Here is an 18733-nt window from a genome sequence, read left to right on the forward strand (position 1 = left end):
TGCCGCATCAAGGGGCCTGAATGACGGCTGTCGTATCGACCTCTCGACCAAGCATCGCCTCGCTGGAGGCGCCGCGGCTCGCGCACTATCTCGCGGTCGGGCTGATCGCCGGCGCCATTATTGCGCTGCAGATCGCTGTGATGCGAGTGTTCGCCGTCGGCAGCTGGTCGCATTTCGGCTCGCTGGTGGTCAGCCTCGCTATGCTCGGCTTCTCGCTGTCCAGCGTCGTCATATTCGCCGGCAAAAACTGGTTCGACCGCCACTGGCAAGGCGCCGCCACCGCGGCCCTGCTGCTGATCGGGCCGCTTGCCGTCGGCGCCAACCTCGTTGCCCAGACGGTGCCGTTCAACGCCATCTTCCTGGTTTCGGACCCCGCGCAGAAATGGCGGCTGCTCGCCAATTTCCTGCTCTATCTCCTGCCGTTCCTGGCCGGCGCGTTCTTCCTCGGTATCGTCTTCCTGAAAAGCCGCACCGCCTTCGGCCGCGTCTATTTCGCCGATCTCACCGGCTCGGGGCTGGCCGGCCTCGTCGTGCTGGTGTCGCTCTATCTGTTCGCGCCGGAAACCATCATCGTCGTGCCGCTGCTGCTCTGGGCCGCCGGTTCGCTGCTGTGGTTCTTCGCGTTCGGCGCGTGGAAGAGCGTAGTCGCCGGCGTGGCCGTCGCGGCGCTGTCGATCGCCGGCTACCTCATGCTGCCCGGCCTGCTCGGCATCCCCGACATTGCCGTGTCGCAGTACAAGGGCGTCGCCTACGCCCGCAATTTTCCGGACGGCAAGCGCATCTACCGCAGCGTTTCGCCGTTTGGCGATCTGCAGGTCTATGCCAGCTCATACATGCATTTCGCGCCGGGCCTGAGCGACAACGCCGCCTTCGGCATGCCCGAGGTGCCGGCCAACACCTATGTCGGCATGTATCGCGACGGTGATGGGCCGGAAGGCATCATGCGCAACCTGGCGCCGGCCGAGCAGGTCTATTTCCGCTATTTGCCGATGCACTATCCCTATGTCATCAAGGACAAGCCCAAAACCTTCGTCGTGCAGTTTGGCGGCGGCATCTCCACGCAAGCCGCGCTCAATGCCGGTTCGACCTCGGTGACCGTCGCCGAGAGCAACCCGATGACGCTGCGGGCATTTCGCGATCCGATCCTCAGGGATGTCACCGGCGACATCCTGGCCGAGCCGCGGCTCAAGGTGATCGACTATGACGGGCGGCTGTTCCTGGCCAACACGACGGAACGCTACGACGTCATCGACCTCAGCCTCGCCGACAGCGTCGGCCTGTCCAATCCCGGCGGCTTCGCCATTTCGGAAAAATATGCCTACACGCGTGAGGCGATGCTGAGCTACATGCATGCGCTCGCCGATGGCGGCGTGCTGTCGGTCACCCTGTGGAACAAGGAAGAGCCACCGAAATCGGTGCTGAAGCTCTATTCGACCATCGCCGAGGCGGCGAGGACGTTCGACAGCCAAGGTGCCGCCAACGACATCTTCGCCGTCTCGAGCTATCTCTCGACCACGACCGTGCTGTTCAAGCGCGGCGGCTTCACCGAGGCCGAAATCAAGACGTTGCGCGACTACACCAAGTCGATGTCCTGGGAAGAGGTCTATTATCCAGGAATGGTTTATGACGGTTCGGGCGCGCAAAAGGTACTCGATGATTACCGCGCGTCGATCTTCGGCAGCGGACAGGATGCGACGCTGACCCACCCCGCCGCCGATGCGACCGCACCCGCCGATCCGACCGCGCCCGCGAACCCTGATTGCGATCCGACGGCGCCGGCCGATCCGACGCTCGATGCCTGTGCGGGTGCCGGCGGCGATGCCGGCCCGCAGGTGTTGCCGGCGACGGAACTGCAGCGCATGACCTGGCACGCGCTGTTGACCGGCGGCTGGGAAAAACTCGCCGGTGACTATGTCTTCGACGCGCGGGCGCTGAGCAACGACCAGCCCTATTTCGCCGCCTATGTGAAGGTCCCAGACCTGCCGCGCACGCTCGACCGGCTCGATTTGTTCCAGGACGATTGGGGCTATCTCTTGATCTGGGCGACGCTCGGCATTGCCTGCATCACGGCGGCATCGCTGGTGCTGTTGCCGGTCCTCTTCGGCTGGCGCATCGTGTTCTCGCGTTCGCGCGGCAAGCTCGGCACCATCCTCTATTTCGCCTGTCTCGGCCTCGGCTACATCATGGTCGAGGTCGGGCTGATCAGCCGCTTCACCGTCGCGCTCGCCAATCCGACCGTGTCGGCCTCGGTGCTGATTTCGTCGATGCTGGTGTTTTCCGGCCTCGGCAGCCTGTTTGCCGAACGCATCTTCGACCGTGCCAGGACCCTGCTGCCTATAGTGCTGCTGGCGGTCTGCGTGCTGTTGCTCGCCTATGGCTTCTATCTGTCGCCGGTGCTCGACTGGATCGGCGCCTATCCCTATGCGGTCCGCCTGCTGCTCTGCTTCCTGCTGGTGTCGCCGCCGGCCTTCCTGATGGGCATGCCGATGGCCACCGCCATGACCTGGCTGGCGCGGCTCGGCAAGGAGCATCTGTTCGTCTGGGCCTGGGGTATCAATGGCTGCTTTTCGGTGATCGGTTCGGCCGCGGTGCCGATCGTCGCCACCAGCTTTGGCTTGAGCGCCGTGCTGCAATGGTCGGCGATCGCCTATCTCATCGCCATTCCGGCCTTCTTCGCGGTGCTGTTGCCGTCGAAGGCACCGGCCATCCGGCTGGTCGCGGTCTGATGCCGGACCGGCGCGCCATCGTCGCCGGACTGCTGGCCACGGCGGTGTTTCCGGTGGCGAGCCAGGGGGCGCGCTTGCACAAGGCCATCTCGACCATCGTGCCGTTCAAGGCATCGCCCTTTCCCTACCGGGGTAAGCTGCCCGACGGCACCGCGCCGTTTCTCGACGTGACGGGGGCGGATGGAAGGCGCGGCCACACCTCGCCGCGCGGCGGCATCTATTGGGAAGACGAGACCTATTCCGACCGCTCGACGCTGCTGGCGGTGCCGAAAGGGTTCGATCCGGCCAGGCCGGCGGTCATCGTCGTGTTCTTCCACGGCAATGGCGCGACCTTGCAGCGCGATGTGGTTGGCCGCCAGCGGGTCGTCGCCCAGGTCGAGGCGTCGGGCCTCAACGCCGTTGTGGTGGCGCCGCAATTCGCCAGCAATGCGCAGGATTCCAGCGCCGGCAATTTCTGGACGCCGGGCTATTTTGCCAGGTTTATGGCCGAGGCCGCGCAAGGCCTGGCCAGGCTGACCGGTGCCAAGGCGGCAAAATTCGACGCCATGCCGGTGGTGTTGGTCGCCTATAGCGGCGGCTACAATCCGGCCGCCTTCATTCTCAGGAACGGTGACATCATCGGACGCCTGCTCGGCGTCATCCTGCTCGACGCGGTCTTCGACGAAGCCGACATCTTCGCCAGCTGGATCGCGCAGCACCGGAAGAGTTTCTTCGTCAGCGCCTATGGCAAGTCCTCAGCTTCCGGCAATGCCGAGATCAGGCAGTTGCTGACGAGCCAGGGGATAGACGCCAGTTCCGATCCGCCGCGCCGCCTCGAAGCCGGCACCATCGCCTTCCTCGCCTCGGATGCCGCCCACGACACGTTCGTCACCCGCGCCTTCGTCGGCAATCCGCTGCAATGGTTTCTCAGCCGCTTGCACGGCTTCGCGCGCTAGACCTGGGCAGCATTTCAAGCGGGCAGGGCGCCATCGATGCCAGTACCCGCGGCTGCCCTGAGTGCCGCCGCCACCGCTGCGGCGCGGCGCGCTTTCGAGCCGTGTTCGGGCCAGACAATGCGGCGCTTGATGGTCAGTGCCGGTACCTCGCGCGCGATCTCGACGAGATGGCCCGCGTCGAGATGGCGGCGCAACACCAGTTCACTGGCCAGCAACGCACCCATGCCGGCGATCGCTGCTTGCGCGGCGACAATGGTCAATCCGAAGCGTGGACCTTGGTCGATATCTTTCCTTTGCCGCGTTGCCGCAGTGAACCAGTCCCGCCAGGTGGGGTAGACATCGTCACCCATCATCGGGTCGATGTGCAGCAGCGGCATCCTGTCCAGCGCCTCCGCCGCGTCCGGCCCGACATGACCCTCGACCAGCGCCGGCGCGCAGGCCGGGATGACCCGTTCGGTAAAGAGGTCAAGTGCCGCGATGTCCGGTGCCGATCCCTTGCGGTAGCTGATGGCGAGGTCGACGCTTTCCTCCGCCATGGCATCGAGCCCGATGGAAGCGACAATGCGGACCTCGAGCCGTCCCAGGGCCGGCCGCACCATGGCAAGGCGCGGCGCGAGCCACAGCGAGGCGAAGGACGGATCGGCCGAGATGGTGAAGGTCTCGGCCCGCCGTTCGAAGCGCAGCCGGCGCATGCCGGAGGCGAGCGCATCGAAGCCGCGGTCGATGTCGGGCAAGGCGGCCTCGGCGGCGCGGGTCAGCACAATGCCATTGCCTTCGCGCCGGACCAGCTTGACGCCGAGCCGCTCTTCCAACTGCCGGATCTGGTGGCCGATGGCGCCGGGGGTGACGCCCAGTTCCTCGGCGGCGCGTGTCAGGCTGCCGGCCCTGGCGGCGGCCACCAGCGCCCTAAGACCGGAAAGCGGCAAATCCCTCAACGCCGTCATGTTTTGAGTTTATCTCAAAACTTGCAGAAGGGAACTCGTTTGAAGGGGGATTTTCCCTGCCTAGGCTTGTCGAAGAAATTCAACCGCAGGGGATGCCAGATGCTCGACACGCCAAAACATGCAAGCCAGCCAAGACACGCAGCCTTACAAGCGGCGCCGATCCGTGCCATGCGGGCCGAAGGCGCACATGTCACTGTCGAACTGGCGGACGGGCGCTCGGCAAAACTCTCGACGCGCTGGCTGCGGCTGGCCTGCGAATGCGAGCAATGCGGCGATACCGCCTCGGGCAAGAGGTGGCTGACGCCGGCCGATATCGACAAGGCCATCCATGCCGAAAGCTTCGACGTCTCCACGCCCGGGCAGATCACCGCCATCTGGCAGGATGGGCATGTGTCACATTACGACGCGGCTTTCCTCGCCGGTCATGCCGGTGGCTCAGGCCCGGTGCGTTTCCAGCCGCAATTGTGGAACAACGATCTCGCTACACGGCTCGGGCGCTTCGCTTTCGACGCGGTGGTCGCGGATGATGAGGCACTGTTCCAGTCGCTGCGGGCGTTGCGCGACCACGGCATCGCCATGCTGACCGGCGTTCCGGCCGAGACGGAAGCAACAGTGCGGGTTGCCGGCCGCTACGGGCCGATCCGCGAGACCAGCTACGGCAAGGTGTTCGACCTGATCTCGCGGCCGGATGCGCGGGTGGCGGGCGAGACAGCACGGGCGCAGATCCCGCACACCGACGAACCGTTCCGCTATGCGCCGCCGGGCTTCATCTTCTTCCACGCCATCCGTACGGGGGCGGGCACCGGCGGCACCTCGCTGATGGTCGACGGCTTTCATGTCGCCGAACGGATGCGGAGGCACACGCCCGAACTGTTCGACCTGTTGACGCGGCATGGCGTCACCTTCCACCGCGAGCATGAAGGCGAGGTGTTCTTCAGCGCCGAGGCGCATGTCATCGGCCTCGACGCGACAGGCGCGGTCACCGGCATCCGCTACAATGACCGCTGCCTGGCACCGCAATGGGCGCCTCTGGACCGGATCGACAGCCTGATCGAGGCGCTGGCCGAACTGACACGGCTGATCTGCGATCCGCAGAACCAGTTCCAGCACCTGCTGCAGCCGGGCGAAGTGCTGGTCTTCGACAACCAGCGCGTCCTGCATGGCCGCAGCGCCTTCGATCCGACGCTGGCGGTGCGCCATCTCAGAAGCTGCAACATCGACCGCGATGGCGTGCACAGCGCGTTTCGCTCGCTGGCGCGCCGGTTCGCGCCGGGGGAGGCGGAAGCGGTGCTGTACCAGGGTGCGATTTTCTAAGGGCTCACAGCGCGGGTTCCTCGCCCCCACGTCAGTGGGGGAGAGGTGGCTCGGCGAAGCCGAGACGGAGAGGGGGCGGCGCGGCGTTGAATGTTCAGAGCAAACTTGCCAGCGCCGCAGCCCCTCTCCGACCGCTTCGCGGCCACCCAGCCGGGGCGAGCCACGGGTCTCGCCCGTCCTTCGGACCCCCCGCTTTGCGGGGGCGAGGAACCCAAGTTCTGCCGGGCCTCAGTTGAACCACAGCGCAAACGTCAGGAAACCACCGCCGCCGAACTCGCGCTGGATCTGGTCGAAATCCTCGCTGGTCAGAATCTTGCCGCTTTCGAGGTAGGGCGCGATGCCCGGGCCGGTGATCGACAGCACCAGGTCGAAAGGCTTCGGCTCGTCGAAGAAGCGCTTCATGTTGATGCCCTTGCCTGTGATGCGGAAATGCGGCAGCAGGGCGCGGCCTTCGAGGAGGTCCTCGGCCATGGTCAGAGTGGCGAGCCAGGCCTGGACCTGCTCCTCGCCGACTTCGAGGCCGGTGAGCGGGTTCTCGCCCTTCTGCTGCGGGCCGGGCAGCCATTCGCGGTCATTGTCGGTCTCGGCGCGGATCGCTTTCCAGTCCTCGCGCGACAACCGGATCATTTCGAGCAATTCCTGGCGCGCCGCCTTGCGGCGTTCCGGCTCGACCACCGGCCAGTTGATGAGATGCACCATCGAGATGAAATCGGCGATGCGCCATTCCGAGGAGAAGATGTTCGAGCCCATCTCGCTCGGCGGGGGCACAAGAATGTCCTGCAATGGCAGTTTGGCGCGCGGGAACAGCATGTGGAACGAACCGTCGAAAGTGTTTTTGAAATCATGCGCCAGCCAGAAATCCGCCTGCGCCATCAGGAACTCGGCATAGCCCTGCAGCCAGTAACCATCGGCGCGGTCGAAGCGGAAGGTCAGCGCCGGTGCGGTGTCGCCCTGCGAAATGCTGCCGCGCGACAGCGCGGCCATGATCGCCGCCATGCTTTCGTCCGGGGCGATCGTGCCGTCCTCGTTGAGGTCGATGCCGACATGGGTGAGATCGATGACCATGCCGATATCGGCATCGGCGGGCACCGAACCCAGCGTGGCGGCGGATTTTGCCAGCCGGTCGCGGAAGGCGACCAGTATGGCGCGGAACTCTTCGTAGGTCAGCGGCTCGGGGTTGGGATTGGGCGGCACCGGCAGCTGCATCAGCGGCAGCATGAAGGATTGCGGGCTTTCGAAACCATGGCGGTGCAGACCGCTCGCCAGCAATTCCAGCGCCGTGAAGAACTCGCCGGCGCCGGCCGCATAGGCCGACGCTGGATCTTTCGGCGCGGCAGCCTCCAGCGTCGACAGGGCGCTGTCGCGCGCGGCCACGGTTTTTGCCTCGAACAGAGCGGTTGCCGCTTCGGGCATGGCAGCACTGGCGGAAGACCAGGGCAAAAGCACAACGAAGACGGATGCCAGCAGGCTTGCTATTCGTGTCATCTTTCTCTCCCAAGCGGTGTCGGGCGACCATACACAGATTTGCGGCGGCGCGCCTGTCAGCGCAGATGCGCTGTCCAAATCGTTGCATGATTGTCGACGGTTACGCTTCAACCAGCCCGGCGGACGGTCTACAGAAGGCAAACGATTGGGCATCGCGTGTCGAACTATCCGCTTTCCTACAAACTGTCCTGGCTGCCGCGTTTCCTGAAGCCGTCGCTTGGCGGTGACGGCAACGGCTTTGCGCCGATGGCGGGGACGTTGATGGAGCCACCGCCAAGAAAGACGGTGCGGCTTGCCTTCATCGGCGACATCTCGGCGGTGGCCAACCGCAGCGCGCCGGACTGTGATCCAGTGATAAAAGAACTGCTTGGCGCTGCCGATCTGGTGATCGGCAATTGCGAAAGCCCTGTCGTGGACGGGCCGAGCGCCGTGCTCGGCACAAAGCTCGGCACGCACCATGCGATGAGCGAGCGGTTTCTGGCCGAGGCGCTCGCCGCGGTCGGTCTTGCGCGGGAAAGACTGGTGCTTTCGCTGGCCAACAACCATGCGCTCGACCAGGGCGTCACCGGTTTCGACGAGACGGTGGCGGCGCTGAAGCGGCTTGGCATCCGCACCATTGGCCTGGCCGCCGACGGCCCGGTGCAGCCGGTCAAAGTCGGGCCGCTGGATGTCGGCTTGGCGGCCTTCACGCTGTGGCGCAATGCGGATGAAGATCTGTTTGCCGGGCGTGTTTCCATGGCCAGCGATGCAGAGCGCTGGCCGCGCGGTCTCGACCTCCTCTGCGCGGTGCCGCATTGGGACTGGGAGTTCCGGCACTTTCCGCGCGCCGGGACGCGGGCGCTGGCGAGGCGCCTGGCCGGGCAGGGCGTCGGGCTGATCGCCGGCCATCATTCGCATGTGGTGCAGCCGATGGAGCGAATTGGTGAGACCGTCGTCGCCTATGGGCTCGGTGATTTCCTCGGCACCGCCCTTGCCCGCCAGCCTTGGCCGGGGCGCATTGGCGGGATTTTCGTTGTCGATGTCAGCACCGATGCAGGGACGCGTGGTGTGGTTGCGTCTTACCGGCTGTATCCGTTCGTGCGGCTGCGGGACCGGGACCATGAACGGCTGGTGCCGGTGGCAGGGTTGGAGAGGGCGATCAGGGGAAAGGTCGAGGGGCGGTTGAGCGCGATCTTTCCTTAGTGCGGCAAGCGACGAGACTTTGCCTATCCTACAAGCGTCGCGCTGCCCCTCATCCGCCTGCCGGCACCTTCTCCCCGTAAACGGGGAGAAGACCGCTAGTCGCATCGTCGGCGCTTTTCCCCCGGCGTTGATGATTGGCGAAATCACTTGATAAGGCGTCCTTCGCCCCGTTTACGGGGGTGAGGCGTGGTCCGCGCAGCGGATGAAAAGCCAATTGCTTGGCTTTTCAAACAACGAACGCCCGGCAGGGCGATGAGGGGCTGCGCGAACATTTGTCGAAGAGGCACCGCAGTCGATACATCGGACAAAACCAGCTATCATGAACTCGTCGAGGCTTGCGGGGGGCAGCGGTGGAAACAGCGGATTTCATGCCTGATGAGACTGACATCGCAGCCATCCGGAAGGGCATCGAAGCTTACGAAGCGGCGAGGGCTTCGACGCTGCGGCAGGTGCGTTGGCGGACGCCGCTTTTCGTTGGCTTGGTGCTGGTCGCCGTGGCGCTGATCGCCTGGCTGTTCAACAAGGTCGCCGACCCCAACGAGCAATGGTTCTCGACGCCGCATGTGTTTCTCTACATCATCGGTTTCGTGACGGCGATCCTGCTCTATTTCCGGGCGATCCGGCCGGCGACGCGGCTGCAGCAATCGTTTCGCGAGACGCTGATGCCGATCATCTTCGGCTTCATCGGGGATATGCGCTACCAGCACGACGTGACGCCGAATTCCTTCGACCGGTTGCCGCGCGAGACGGTCGGCGGCGCCAGCATGAGCCGCTTCGACGATATCATATCGGGACGCTACGACGGGTTTGCGTTCGAACTCTACGAGGCTGACCTTTGGGATGGGGCGTCGACCAAGACCAAGGCGACAACCTTCAAGGGCGTCATCGTCGCTTTCGAGGCCATCGAGCCGTTCCCGGGAATATTGGTGGCGACGCGGCGCACCAATGCGGTCATGGGCTTCTTCCGCGGCATGTTCGCCAGCAAAATGCAGGACCTGTCGTCCGGCGTGCCCGAACTTGATGCAGCCTATGAATTCCGTACCGACAATGTCGAGGCGGCGCGGCCGCTGGTGATGGGACGGCTGGCCCAGGCGTTGAAATGGCTGGGCGAGACCTGGCCGGACGATCCCGCCCGCGTCGCGCTCAATGGCGGCGATGGTTTCCTGCTGCTGCCGCAGGCGAAGAATTTCTTCGAACTGCCCGAAATATCGGTGCCGCTCGACTACACCAGGCATGTCGCGCCGATGATCTCGGACATGGGCGCCATGCTGGCGACCGCGGCGCTGGTGCGCAAGATCGGCGGGAGGGACGCGGCAGGTTGATCTGCCGACGCGACGTCAGCAGTCGAAGCCGTAATTCTGGCGATAATAGTCGACGTCTTCCTTCGCCATTGTCTTGAACAACACACAGACGGTGAAGCTGCCGACTTGACGGCCGTTTTTGGTATAGCCCCAGTCGGAAATATCGTTGCGGGTGAATTCGAGTTCCTGGCCGGCCACGACGTTGTGCACGGCCTGCGGTTCATTCGCCAATGTTCCGGCAAACCCGGTTGCGGTCTTGTGGAAGGGGATGATCCAGAAATGTTCGGTGGCGTCTCCGTCCCTGACCTCGACCTTCAATTTGAAGTCTGATGTTCCGGCCGGGGGAGCGTCCGACAATGTCAGGAATTCATTGAGGCTGGCGCGCGCTTGCGCAATGGCTGCGGCCATATCCGGGTCGTCCGCGGCGACGCCAACGACCTTGTCGCCGCCCTGACCGGAACTTTGCGCTTCGGCGGATATCGGGGCCAACGCCAGCAGCACGGACAGCGCGGTGCGAACTGCGAGGTTCATGAAATGGGCTTCCCTTTCCACAATCGTCGATACCATCGTGCATCGGTCTCGGGTTTTCAACCGATGGGGATGTTCGTCCGGCGTATCACCGATCCATGAAACAAAATTTGTGCCGATGGAATCTCAGCGGGCTGTTTCGTGATGCCGGACGATACGGATTGCGGCGGTGGCGTGATGGCTGGAGACCACCTGCCGCAATCCAGTTAAAGGACTCATTTCATGGAATGAAGTGCGCTCATCGGGGAAACCGAAACGCCTGGATGTCACACCGGCCGCAAGCAATGTGTCAGAATTAAGCCTATGATTTCGTTGCGAAAATTTATCCAACGTGATTTGCGGCCAGCAGGCTTTCCGGCCCAGTGTCAGCTCGTTCGGTGCTGTCGTTACCCAACGCGACGGCCCGGAAAACCGAAACAGCACGGAGTACATCCGATGAAAAGAACCCTCGTAACCACCGCCGCTCTGCTCGCCTTCCTCGGCACGGCCTATGCCGCGACCGTTCAGGGCACCATCCAGGCGGTCGACCCGACGACCAAGTCGATCACGCTCGACGACGGCAAGATCTACCAGCTGTCACCGGAAGCGGCGGTCGGCAAACTGAAGGTTGGCGCCAAGGTGGCGGTGACCGTCGATGACAAGACCGGCATGGTGACGTCGATCAAGAAGGCTTCGTAGAGGTCGCCAGCGTTGGAGCTTCTCCCTTCTCCCCGTTTACGGGGAGAAGGTGCCGGCAGGCGGATGAGGGGCAGCACTAACATCTGAGATATTCAACTCACATCATTTCGGCCCGGTATGCCGATGTCGAGCCGCATGCCGCCGGCTATGGTTTTTGCCAAATAGCCGCGCTATCCCTTGGCCAACGGGGGATCTGCATGGCTGACGAACAGAAAGGGTTCCGCCTGTCGCGCCGGCTGGTGCTCGGCGCGGCCGTGGTCGGCGGCGCGGTGCTGTGGGGCGGTACCACCATGGCGCGGCTGGCGCGCGGGCCTTCAGGGCCGAAGAACGCCGGGCGCATCGCCGATATTGACGGCATCGCCCTGCCGCTGAGGCCGCTGGAGAACGTCCCCGCCTTCGATCCTTCGCTGCCCTGGTTGGCCAAGGGCGGCGACATCAACGATGCCAGCGGCCTGTCACGGACGCCGGTCTATGGAGTGGTCGAGGTCAGCGAGGAAGACCATATCGCCAGGGCGCTGGCCTTCGCCCGCGCCAACGGGCTCAAAGTGTCGCTGGCCGCCATCCGCCATTCGATGGGCGGCCATGCCTTCGACGACAATGCGCTGGTGCTCGACCTCAAAAAATTCAACAAGGTCAGCGTCGATGCGGCGGCCAAGACCATGACGCTGCAGCCCGGTGCGCGCTGGCACGACATCCAGAACATGCTGCATCCGCGCTTCGCGGTGAAGGCGATGCAATCGACCGACATCTTTTCGGTCGGCGGCTCGCTGTCGGTCAATGCGCATGGCATGGACCATCAGGCGGGTTCTGTGGCCGGCTCGATCCGTTCGATGCGGGTGATGCTGGCCGATGGGTCGGTGACGACCTGCTCGCCTACCGAAAACAGCGACCTTTTCCGCCATGTCGTCGGCGGCTACGGCCTGTTCGGCGTGGTGCTGGAGGCGACGCTCGATATCGTCGACAACGCCGTCTACCGGACCTCGCGCGAAATCATCAAATCCGACGATTTTCCAAAGTTCTTCGCCGAGGTGCTGGAGCCGAACAAGGATATCGGGCTGTTCTACGGCCATCTGTCGACGGCGCCGGGCAATTTCCTTGAGGACATGATCGTCTACCGCTACGACAAGGTGGCCGAGCAGCCGCCGGCAGACCAGCCGGCGATCGGCGAACCGGGCTCGGTCGGGCTGAAGCGGGTGATCATCAATCTGGCGAAATGGGGCAGCCTGTTCCAGGAGCTGAAGTGGTTCACCGAAAAGACGCTGGAGCCGAAATTCGAGAACTGCACGGTGGCACGCACCTCGGCGATGGCGCAAGGCGAGGCGTGTCTCGTCACCCGCAACAACCCGATGCACGATTCAGTGCCATATCTGTTCAACGATTTGACTGAAGAGACCGACATACTGCACGAATATTTTATTCCACGTGCGGCCTATGTCGAATTCATCACGGAAGCGCGCGAGATCCTGCGCAACCAGTCGCTGCCGGTGCTCAATGCCTCGGTGCGCATCGTCCACAAGGAGGACGTGGCGCTGACCTATGCGCCGGAGCCGGCCTATTCGCTGGTGCTCTACATCAACCAGCCCACCGATGCCGACGGCAATGCGAAGATGCGGGCGCTGACGCGGGCGCTGATCGACGTGACGATCAAGCATGGTGGGCGGTTCTTCCTGCCCTACCAGCTGCATTATACGGGCAAGGAGTTGCTGGCCTCCTATCCCGAGCTGCCGGCCTTCCTGGCGACGAAACGGCACTATGACCCGACGGAACTGTTTTCCTCGACCTTCTACCGTGCCATCAAGGCGCTGAGTGGGGTGGCGTAAGAAGCAGGAGAATAGTCAATGCGGATGGTATCAGCGGCAGTCCTCACTCTCGTTGTGCTGTGCGCAGGACCGGCCGGAGCCGAGGACCTCAAGGCGTTCAAGCTGACCATCGATGGCGTGACGGTCGACATCGATCCCGGTGAGAGCACTGATATTACGCTGCCCGGCGGCAAGCAGAGCAAGGTGACGCTCGAGCGCAACGAATTCGCCACCTTTTCCGGCGACAGTTTCTCCTTCGTCCATCCGAGCACCATTTCGGTGACCAAGACCGATCTCGGCGAAAACATCACGCAATATCTGATGGCCTCGGCGCTCGGCACGATCGTCGTGGTGCAGGAATATGGCAAGATGAACCCGGTGTCGCTCAACCAGCTGATGCTGCAGGAGATGACCAGGGAATCGGTGCAGGCCGGTGCCGAACTGACGCAGCAGCCGACGACGCGCAAGCTCGCCGACGGCAAGGAATTGACCGGCATCCGTGCCGAGGTGAAGACGCGCACCGACACTGCGTATTTCGAGATCGTCGGCTACGGCCTTGCCGATCAGGGGCTGTTGTTCATCACGCGCGTCGGCAGCGAGGACCTGGCCACCGAACAGCCGCTGATCGACAAGTTCTGGGAAAACCTGAGGCTGAAGATGTAGGGGCTATTTGTCTTGACGCTATTCCGGACGGAAAACCGTTTCACACTTTTCCTGGAATTGCTCTAAAGCCCCGTCGGCACCAGGCCAGCCAGCCAGTTCACGGAGCGTTTTGCCGCGTCGGCGGTTGCGGAAGCCGCGCGGCCGAGATCGGTCTTGACCACGGCATAGCCGTTCTTCGTGCGATAGAGCACGCCGGTGCCGCCATCGACCACCTGTTCATAGGCGACAGGCCTGGCAGCGTCTGCTTCCACGGCCGTCGTCGGCGTGCCGACCGGGACGCTCGGCCGATGGCTCAGTTCCGGCGGCAGCGGGCTTTCCGTCCGAACGATCCTGCTGGCAGGCTTCAGTTCCGGGCCGGATGCGGTGGCGGCCAGCTGCGAGGAGGACGAGGAACCCTTGGTGCGGCAGATGCCGGAGACGAGCGGATAATTGAAATTGCGCTGGTGCAGGATCTGGCTCTTCATCGCGGCTTCGCACTCGGCGATGGTCGACCACTTGGCCGGCGTCTCGCCGATATATTCGCACAGCTTGGCGTCGCAGTCGCAGCCGACAATGGTCATGGCGACAAGGGCGGTCTTGATCACGGTCTTGTCCCTTCGAGATGCCCCCCGGCAGCCCATTCAGGTGCATGTCGCGCTTTTGGGCAACATGCACACTCCATCGCGCGCGAACAAGGCGGGATTTTGCCGCTATTGTGGAATGAGCGTGGCGGCACACACCTATCGAACGGCCGGCAAGGTCCGTTTGAGGAAATTCGCGATCAGCCGCACCACGTCCTGCGGGCGCTCGACCTGCGGGATGTGGTTGACGCCATCGAGAACGGCCAGTTCGGCATGCGGAAACAGCGAAGCGATCTCTTCACCCTGTGGGAGGGGCGTGGTTGAGTCCTCTCGTCCCCAGATGACAAGAACCGGTGGCGTGAAGGCGCGATAATTCGTCTTGTTGGCGGCAAGCGATTTCCGCTCGTCATTGTAGAGGCCGCTGAACAGCCAGTGGCCGACGGCATTGGTCGTGCCCTTGACGTTCAGCGGGCGCGTGTAGATCGCAATGCGCTCCGCCGTGACGAGATCGTCGTTCTCAATGAATTTGCGCAGACCAGGGCCGGTCATCAACGGATTGGTGAAGGTCGAGGCGGTCAGCAGCTGGCGCGGCCAGTCCCTGTTGAGCAGGGACGTGAATGGCAAGGCTGGCACATCGCTCCGGCCGAGGCCAAGCGCCACGTCGAGCAGGATCAGCGCGTCGATGCGATCCGGGGCCGAAAAGGCGGCCTCGATCACGCCACCGCCACCATAGGAGTGGACACCGACGCTGAAATGGCGAAGGCCGAGCGCGTCGGCAAAACCGAGCACGCGCCTTGCGTGGGCGGCGCGCGAATAGTCCTGATCGGCCGGTCTTTCCGAATATCCGAAGGGCGGCATGTCGACGGCGATGACGCGAAAGCCCTGTTCGCCCAGCGGCGCGGCGATATCGCGGTAGGTTTCGGCCCATGAGGCCGTGCCATGGAACAGAAGCAGCGACGGTCCGTCCGGCGGACCCCAGACCTGATAGTGCATCTTCAGCCCGTTGACCGTCGCGAACAGGGCTCCCGCCGGAACCGCCTCCTGCGGCGACAGCGTCTCGCGCAAAGCCGCCGCGCCGCGGAAGCCGACGAGCACCACCATGATCAGCACGACCAGGGTGAGCGCGAGCCAGCCGACAATCCGGATCAGTCGACGCATGGCTTTGGCTGCCGTCTCAGTAGTCGTAGATGTGTTCGAGCTTTGCCCCTGCCTTCATCAGCGATGGCAGCACCAGATGCAGCTTGCGCACGGCGACGACCATGCCGGTGCGGCGCGTCGAGGGGTCGGCCGGAAGCGGATAGCTGAACAGGATGCGCATGCCTTCGGGAACGGCGATCGCGTCGGTCGACAGCACCGTGACCATGATCTCGTCATTGCCGCCGATCTCGACGAAGGAGACGCCCTTGTCGATCAGCCGCGGGATCATGTCGGTGAACACCTGATAGCGCTTGGTGACGAAGATGGTGCCATCGGCACCGTAATCGCGCTCCAGCAAGGTGTCCGGCTCGTTGCGGGTGGCTTCGCCGACCGGGCCCCTGGCCCAGACATGGATGTCGAGGAAGGCCGGGTCGGAGGTGGCGGCAAGCGCCTTTTTGATCAGGTCGGCATAGCCCTGCTTGATGGTATCGGCGAGACCGAAGGCGAGCTTGCGTTCGCTGGTGCGGACAGAACTGTCACCCGGCGCCGGCTGCACGGCAAACAGGCCGGCGCGCTTCTCGGCATAGGGGAACTGGTACCACGGCACCTGGTCGAGGAAGGCGGCGTAGTCGGCCGCCACCTTGGCCTGGTAGATGTCGGCGGCGGTGCGCTTGGCCGATGTCGCCTCGGTGATGCGGCCGACCGTGTTCTCATAGGCCCATTGCAGGATGTGCTCGATCGAGTGGCTGGTGCCGATGATGACCAGCATCTGGTGGTTGGCATAGTTGAACTTGTAGGGCGAACTGGCGCGGATCACCGTGGCGTAATCCTGCCAGAAGCGGCCGACATAGGACCAGTAGGGAAAGCCGCTCGGCTGGTCCTTGGCGACGAAGCCGGCATATTCGCGCGCGGCATAGACGATCGCCCATTCCGGATAAGTGAGGAAGGTCGATTCCTCCGGGCGCTGGTAGCCGGGGATTTCGGCGCGGACCTTGTCGGCCAGCGCCTTGGGCGGCGCGCCGTCGGCGATGCCGGGCAGCGGCGTCTTGTCAAGCGACGGCGTGGTCAGGAAGCCGTAGCTCAGCCCGACCACCGGGATGAGGATGATGATGACGATCAGCCAGACGATCGTCTTGATGATGCGCTTCAGCCAGCGGAACAGGAACATGGCCGGTCAGGCCGTGGCGAAGTGGTCGTGTACGCGCTTCGACAGCCAGAAACCGACATAGACGGCGAAACCGCCAATGACGATGTGCGGCAGGTTGGCGAAGAAGCGGGCGGGGAATTCGATGTCGTTGAGGGAGCGGAAGCCGTTGATGAAGATGCCGGCATCGAGACAGCCGGAGCCGGTGATCAGCCCGAGCACGCCATCGAACAGATAGATCGAGCCGAACAGCTTGAAATAGAAAACCGCCAGGCGGTGCGAGATGAAGGCAGCGGCCAACGCCCAGACGCCGGAGAAGGCGTGCAGCAGGTCGTCATACCATTGCAATGAGAACAGGCCGAACAGATTGCCGTTGGCATCGTTGAACGCTGGTATGTAGCCGATGGCGACGACGCCGAAGAACAGGAAAGCATAGGCAACGGCAAGCTTCTGGATCAACGTCATGAAGTGTCCCCCTTCAAGAAGTCCATTCGCTAACGCTACTCTGCCGGTCACCTGACGCGGTTTTCTGCGCTTCCGATGCTCACGGACCCAATGTCCGCTGCGCTTCGGTTCTCGAAACCCACGCCATGCACCTCGGCAGAGCGCGTTATCAAACGGACTCCGACGCCGAACGTTAGCCGATTTTGGCTCCGGTTGCAGCCCCAACCGAAAATGCCGTAAAAATTGTGTGGAATAGAAGAAAGACAGTCGGCGCCGGGATTTCTCCCAGCGCCTCCCTGTCAGATCAGGACACGGTCGCGGCAGCAACTTCCGTAAAGTCGTCGCGCCATGCCGGCCTTGATTTTGACGGTCCTGCCAGTCCGCCACCCGAGAGCAGCGTCCGTTCGGGACCTCGCCGGTCTCCACCCTTGCGGGCTTTGCCCTGCGGCCATCGAAGGTTTTTGCCGTCCTTCATGGCAGCATCGGTCCGCCGTCGGCGTTGGCACGCTTTCCGCGGCCCCGTAGGTCTCGGCTACCGTCCCTCGAAACAGGCAAGCCTGCTCTCGCTTCGGGCCGTACGGGCCTCAGGAAATCCGCCTTTCACTTTCGCCTTTCGGCTTGGCGATCAGTGGCCGCCTGAGATGGGTTCAACGTACGCCGGGTAAGGGTCTTGGGGAATGGCCCTGGGCCTGTGGATAGCGGGATTATCGGGGACCGTTTGCCAAGAGCCCGGAATTTCGACGCCGGCTGCCTTAGACAGCCTGCCCCCCGCTTTTTGGCACTCCGACCGACACGCCCCTTGCTCCTCCGGCTGGCAGGGGTTTCAATGCCGGCAAAGGATCGAGCATAGCTCGGCGCCGGGGAGGGTGCGTTTTGAAAGTCGGGGTGGTTCTCAATCCGATAGCCGGTGGCGGCCGGCTGAAACGGCATTGGCCTGAGGTCAGCGCCTCGCTGAAAAAGCACTTCGGCGATTTCGAGCTGCGCGAGACGCAAGCCGAGGGCGATGCCGAACGGCTGGCAATCGACCTTGCGGCCAGCGGTTTCGAACTGGTGATCGCCGCCGGCGGCGACGGCACGGCGAGCGAGGTGGCCGACGGGCTGCTGCAGGCGTCCGAGGAGAGCGGCAAGACGACCGAGCTTGGCCTGCTTCCTTGCGGCACCGGCATCGATTTCGCGCGCGGGCTCGGCCTGCCGAAGGCGGTGGACGCGACCTTGAAGCGGATCGCCGAGGCGAAGGGGCGCAAGGTCGATGCCGGCCGCATCTGCTACATCGACGACCATGGCGCGCTGGCCAGCCGCCACTTCATCAACATCGCCAGCCTTGGCCTATCGGGCGCCACCGACCGCGCCGTCAATGCCGACAAGCGCAAGGGCAAGATGTCGGCCAAGGCGCTGTTCCTGTGGCGCACCGTGGTCGAGTTCATCCGCTACCGCTTTCAGGACGTCCGGATCACCGTCGATGACGGCGCCCCGGTCGAGGCGCGCATGGCGCTGGTGGCGGTCGCCAACGGCAAATTCTTCGGCGGCGGCATGATGATCGCGCCGGATGCCGAGCTCACCGACGGCCAGTTCGACATCGTCATCCTGCGTGCCGCGGGCAAGCTGAAGCTGATCTGGGACATCCGCCTGCTCTATGGCGGCCGGCACCGCAACCATCCGGCGATCACCATCCTGCGCGGCAAGAAAGTGGTTGTCGAACCGCTGGGTGATGTGGAAAGAAACGGCGCGCTGGTCGACATAGACGGCGAGTCGCCCGGGCGCATACCGGCGACCTTCGAGATCCTGCCCGGCGCGCTGACGCTCAGATATTGAATCAAGGCGTTGCCAGATTGATTCAAGTCCTTTTGAGGCTGAATCCGGCTATCGATTCAAGTTCATGAAATTGCTTTGGTT

The 18733-nt window shown here is 63.7% G+C and carries 16 protein-coding genes; 9 read left to right on the plus strand and 7 right to left on the minus strand.

Features of this window, described 5'->3' with window-relative positions; all coding sequences use genetic code 11:
- The first annotated feature begins 20 nt into the window (after positions 1 to 20).
- Positions 21 to 2726 (plus strand): hypothetical protein, encoded by a 2706-nt coding sequence (locus DBIPINDM_RS26505; protein WP_258581960.1) that lies wholly within the window; start codon positions 21 to 23, stop codon positions 2724 to 2726.
- Positions 2726 to 3661, plus strand: a complete 936-nt coding sequence (locus DBIPINDM_RS26510; RefSeq protein ID WP_258581961.1) for a hypothetical protein — start codon at positions 2726 to 2728, stop codon at positions 3659 to 3661. The genes DBIPINDM_RS26505 and DBIPINDM_RS26510 overlap by 1 nt, the downstream gene beginning before the upstream one ends.
- 14 nt (positions 3662 to 3675) lie before the next feature.
- On the opposite strand, the gene DBIPINDM_RS26515 is transcribed toward DBIPINDM_RS26510, so the two are convergent.
- Complete coding sequence (locus tag DBIPINDM_RS26515) at positions 3676 to 4605, minus strand: LysR substrate-binding domain-containing protein (protein WP_258581962.1); 930 nt, start codon at positions 4603 to 4605, stop codon at positions 3676 to 3678.
- A gap of 99 nt (positions 4606 to 4704) precedes the next feature.
- Here DBIPINDM_RS26515 and DBIPINDM_RS26520 point away from each other — a divergent pair, with 99 nt between their 5' ends.
- The gene (locus DBIPINDM_RS26520; protein ID WP_258581963.1) at positions 4705 to 5919 is read left to right on the plus strand and encodes a clavaminate synthase family protein; all 1215 of its coding nucleotides are present in this window, start codon (positions 4705 to 4707) and stop codon (positions 5917 to 5919) included.
- A gap of 228 nt (positions 5920 to 6147) precedes the next feature.
- Here the strand turns inward: DBIPINDM_RS26520 and DBIPINDM_RS26525 are convergent, their stop codons facing one another.
- Positions 6148 to 7404: a hypothetical protein gene (locus tag DBIPINDM_RS26525; protein ID WP_258581964.1), complete on the minus strand. Its 1257-nt coding sequence runs from the start codon at positions 7402 to 7404 to the stop codon at positions 6148 to 6150.
- 156 nt (positions 7405 to 7560) lie between these two features.
- Here DBIPINDM_RS26525 and DBIPINDM_RS26530 point away from each other — a divergent pair, with 156 nt between their 5' ends.
- Both DBIPINDM_RS26530 and DBIPINDM_RS26535 read left to right on the plus strand, forming a co-directional pair.
- Entirely contained in the window at positions 7561 to 8586 is a 1026-nt protein-coding gene (locus tag DBIPINDM_RS26530; RefSeq protein WP_258581965.1) for a CapA family protein, read from the plus strand.
- Positions 8587 to 8954: 368 nt separating this feature from the next.
- Complete coding sequence (locus DBIPINDM_RS26535) at positions 8955 to 9908, plus strand: hypothetical protein (RefSeq protein WP_258581966.1); 954 nt, start codon at positions 8955 to 8957, stop codon at positions 9906 to 9908.
- A gap of 15 nt (positions 9909 to 9923) precedes the next feature.
- Here the strand turns inward: DBIPINDM_RS26535 and DBIPINDM_RS26540 are convergent, their stop codons facing one another.
- Complete coding sequence (locus DBIPINDM_RS26540) at positions 9924 to 10418, minus strand: YegJ family protein (protein ID WP_258581967.1); 495 nt, start codon at positions 10416 to 10418, stop codon at positions 9924 to 9926.
- A 432-nt stretch (positions 10419 to 10850) separates the two neighbouring features.
- On the opposite strand from DBIPINDM_RS26540, the gene DBIPINDM_RS26545 reads away from it, so the two are divergent.
- The 3 genes from DBIPINDM_RS26545 (at position 10851) to DBIPINDM_RS26555 (ending at position 13555) form a co-directional block, all read left to right on the plus strand.
- A complete protein-coding gene (locus DBIPINDM_RS26545) occupies positions 10851 to 11093 on the plus strand; it encodes a DUF1344 domain-containing protein (protein WP_258581968.1) in 243 nt (80 codons plus the stop codon).
- Between the two features lie 197 nt (positions 11094 to 11290).
- A complete protein-coding gene (locus DBIPINDM_RS26550) occupies positions 11291 to 12913 on the plus strand; it encodes an FAD-binding oxidoreductase (RefSeq protein WP_258581969.1) in 1623 nt (540 codons plus the stop codon).
- Positions 12914 to 12931: 18 nt separating this feature from the next.
- Complete coding sequence (locus DBIPINDM_RS26555) at positions 12932 to 13555, plus strand: hypothetical protein (protein ID WP_258581970.1); 624 nt, start codon at positions 12932 to 12934, stop codon at positions 13553 to 13555.
- Between the two features lie 62 nt (positions 13556 to 13617).
- On the opposite strand, the gene DBIPINDM_RS26560 is transcribed toward DBIPINDM_RS26555, so the two are convergent.
- The 4 genes from DBIPINDM_RS26560 to DBIPINDM_RS26575 form a co-directional block, all read right to left on the minus strand.
- Positions 13618 to 14139, minus strand: coding sequence for a hypothetical protein (locus DBIPINDM_RS26560; RefSeq protein WP_258581971.1), 522 nt, complete (start codon positions 14137 to 14139; stop codon positions 13618 to 13620).
- Between the two features lie 135 nt (positions 14140 to 14274).
- Positions 14275 to 15273: an alpha/beta fold hydrolase gene (locus tag DBIPINDM_RS26565; RefSeq protein WP_258581972.1), complete on the minus strand. Its 999-nt coding sequence runs from the start codon at positions 15271 to 15273 to the stop codon at positions 14275 to 14277.
- Positions 15274 to 15289: 16 nt separating this feature from the next.
- Positions 15290 to 16420, minus strand: coding sequence for a hypothetical protein (locus tag DBIPINDM_RS26570; protein ID WP_258581973.1), 1131 nt, complete (start codon positions 16418 to 16420; stop codon positions 15290 to 15292).
- A gap of 6 nt (positions 16421 to 16426) precedes the next feature.
- Positions 16427 to 16861: a hypothetical protein gene (locus tag DBIPINDM_RS26575; RefSeq protein WP_258581974.1), complete on the minus strand. Its 435-nt coding sequence runs from the start codon at positions 16859 to 16861 to the stop codon at positions 16427 to 16429.
- Between the two features lie 852 nt (positions 16862 to 17713).
- Between DBIPINDM_RS26575 and DBIPINDM_RS26580 the strand changes: the two genes are divergently transcribed.
- Positions 17714 to 18652, plus strand: a complete 939-nt coding sequence (locus DBIPINDM_RS26580; protein WP_258581975.1) for a diacylglycerol/lipid kinase family protein — start codon at positions 17714 to 17716, stop codon at positions 18650 to 18652.
- Positions 18653 to 18733: the final 81 nt, after the last annotated feature.

This window comes from Mesorhizobium sp. AR02 (assembly GCF_024746835.1).
Classification (GTDB): Bacteria; Pseudomonadota; Alphaproteobacteria; order Rhizobiales; family Rhizobiaceae; genus Mesorhizobium.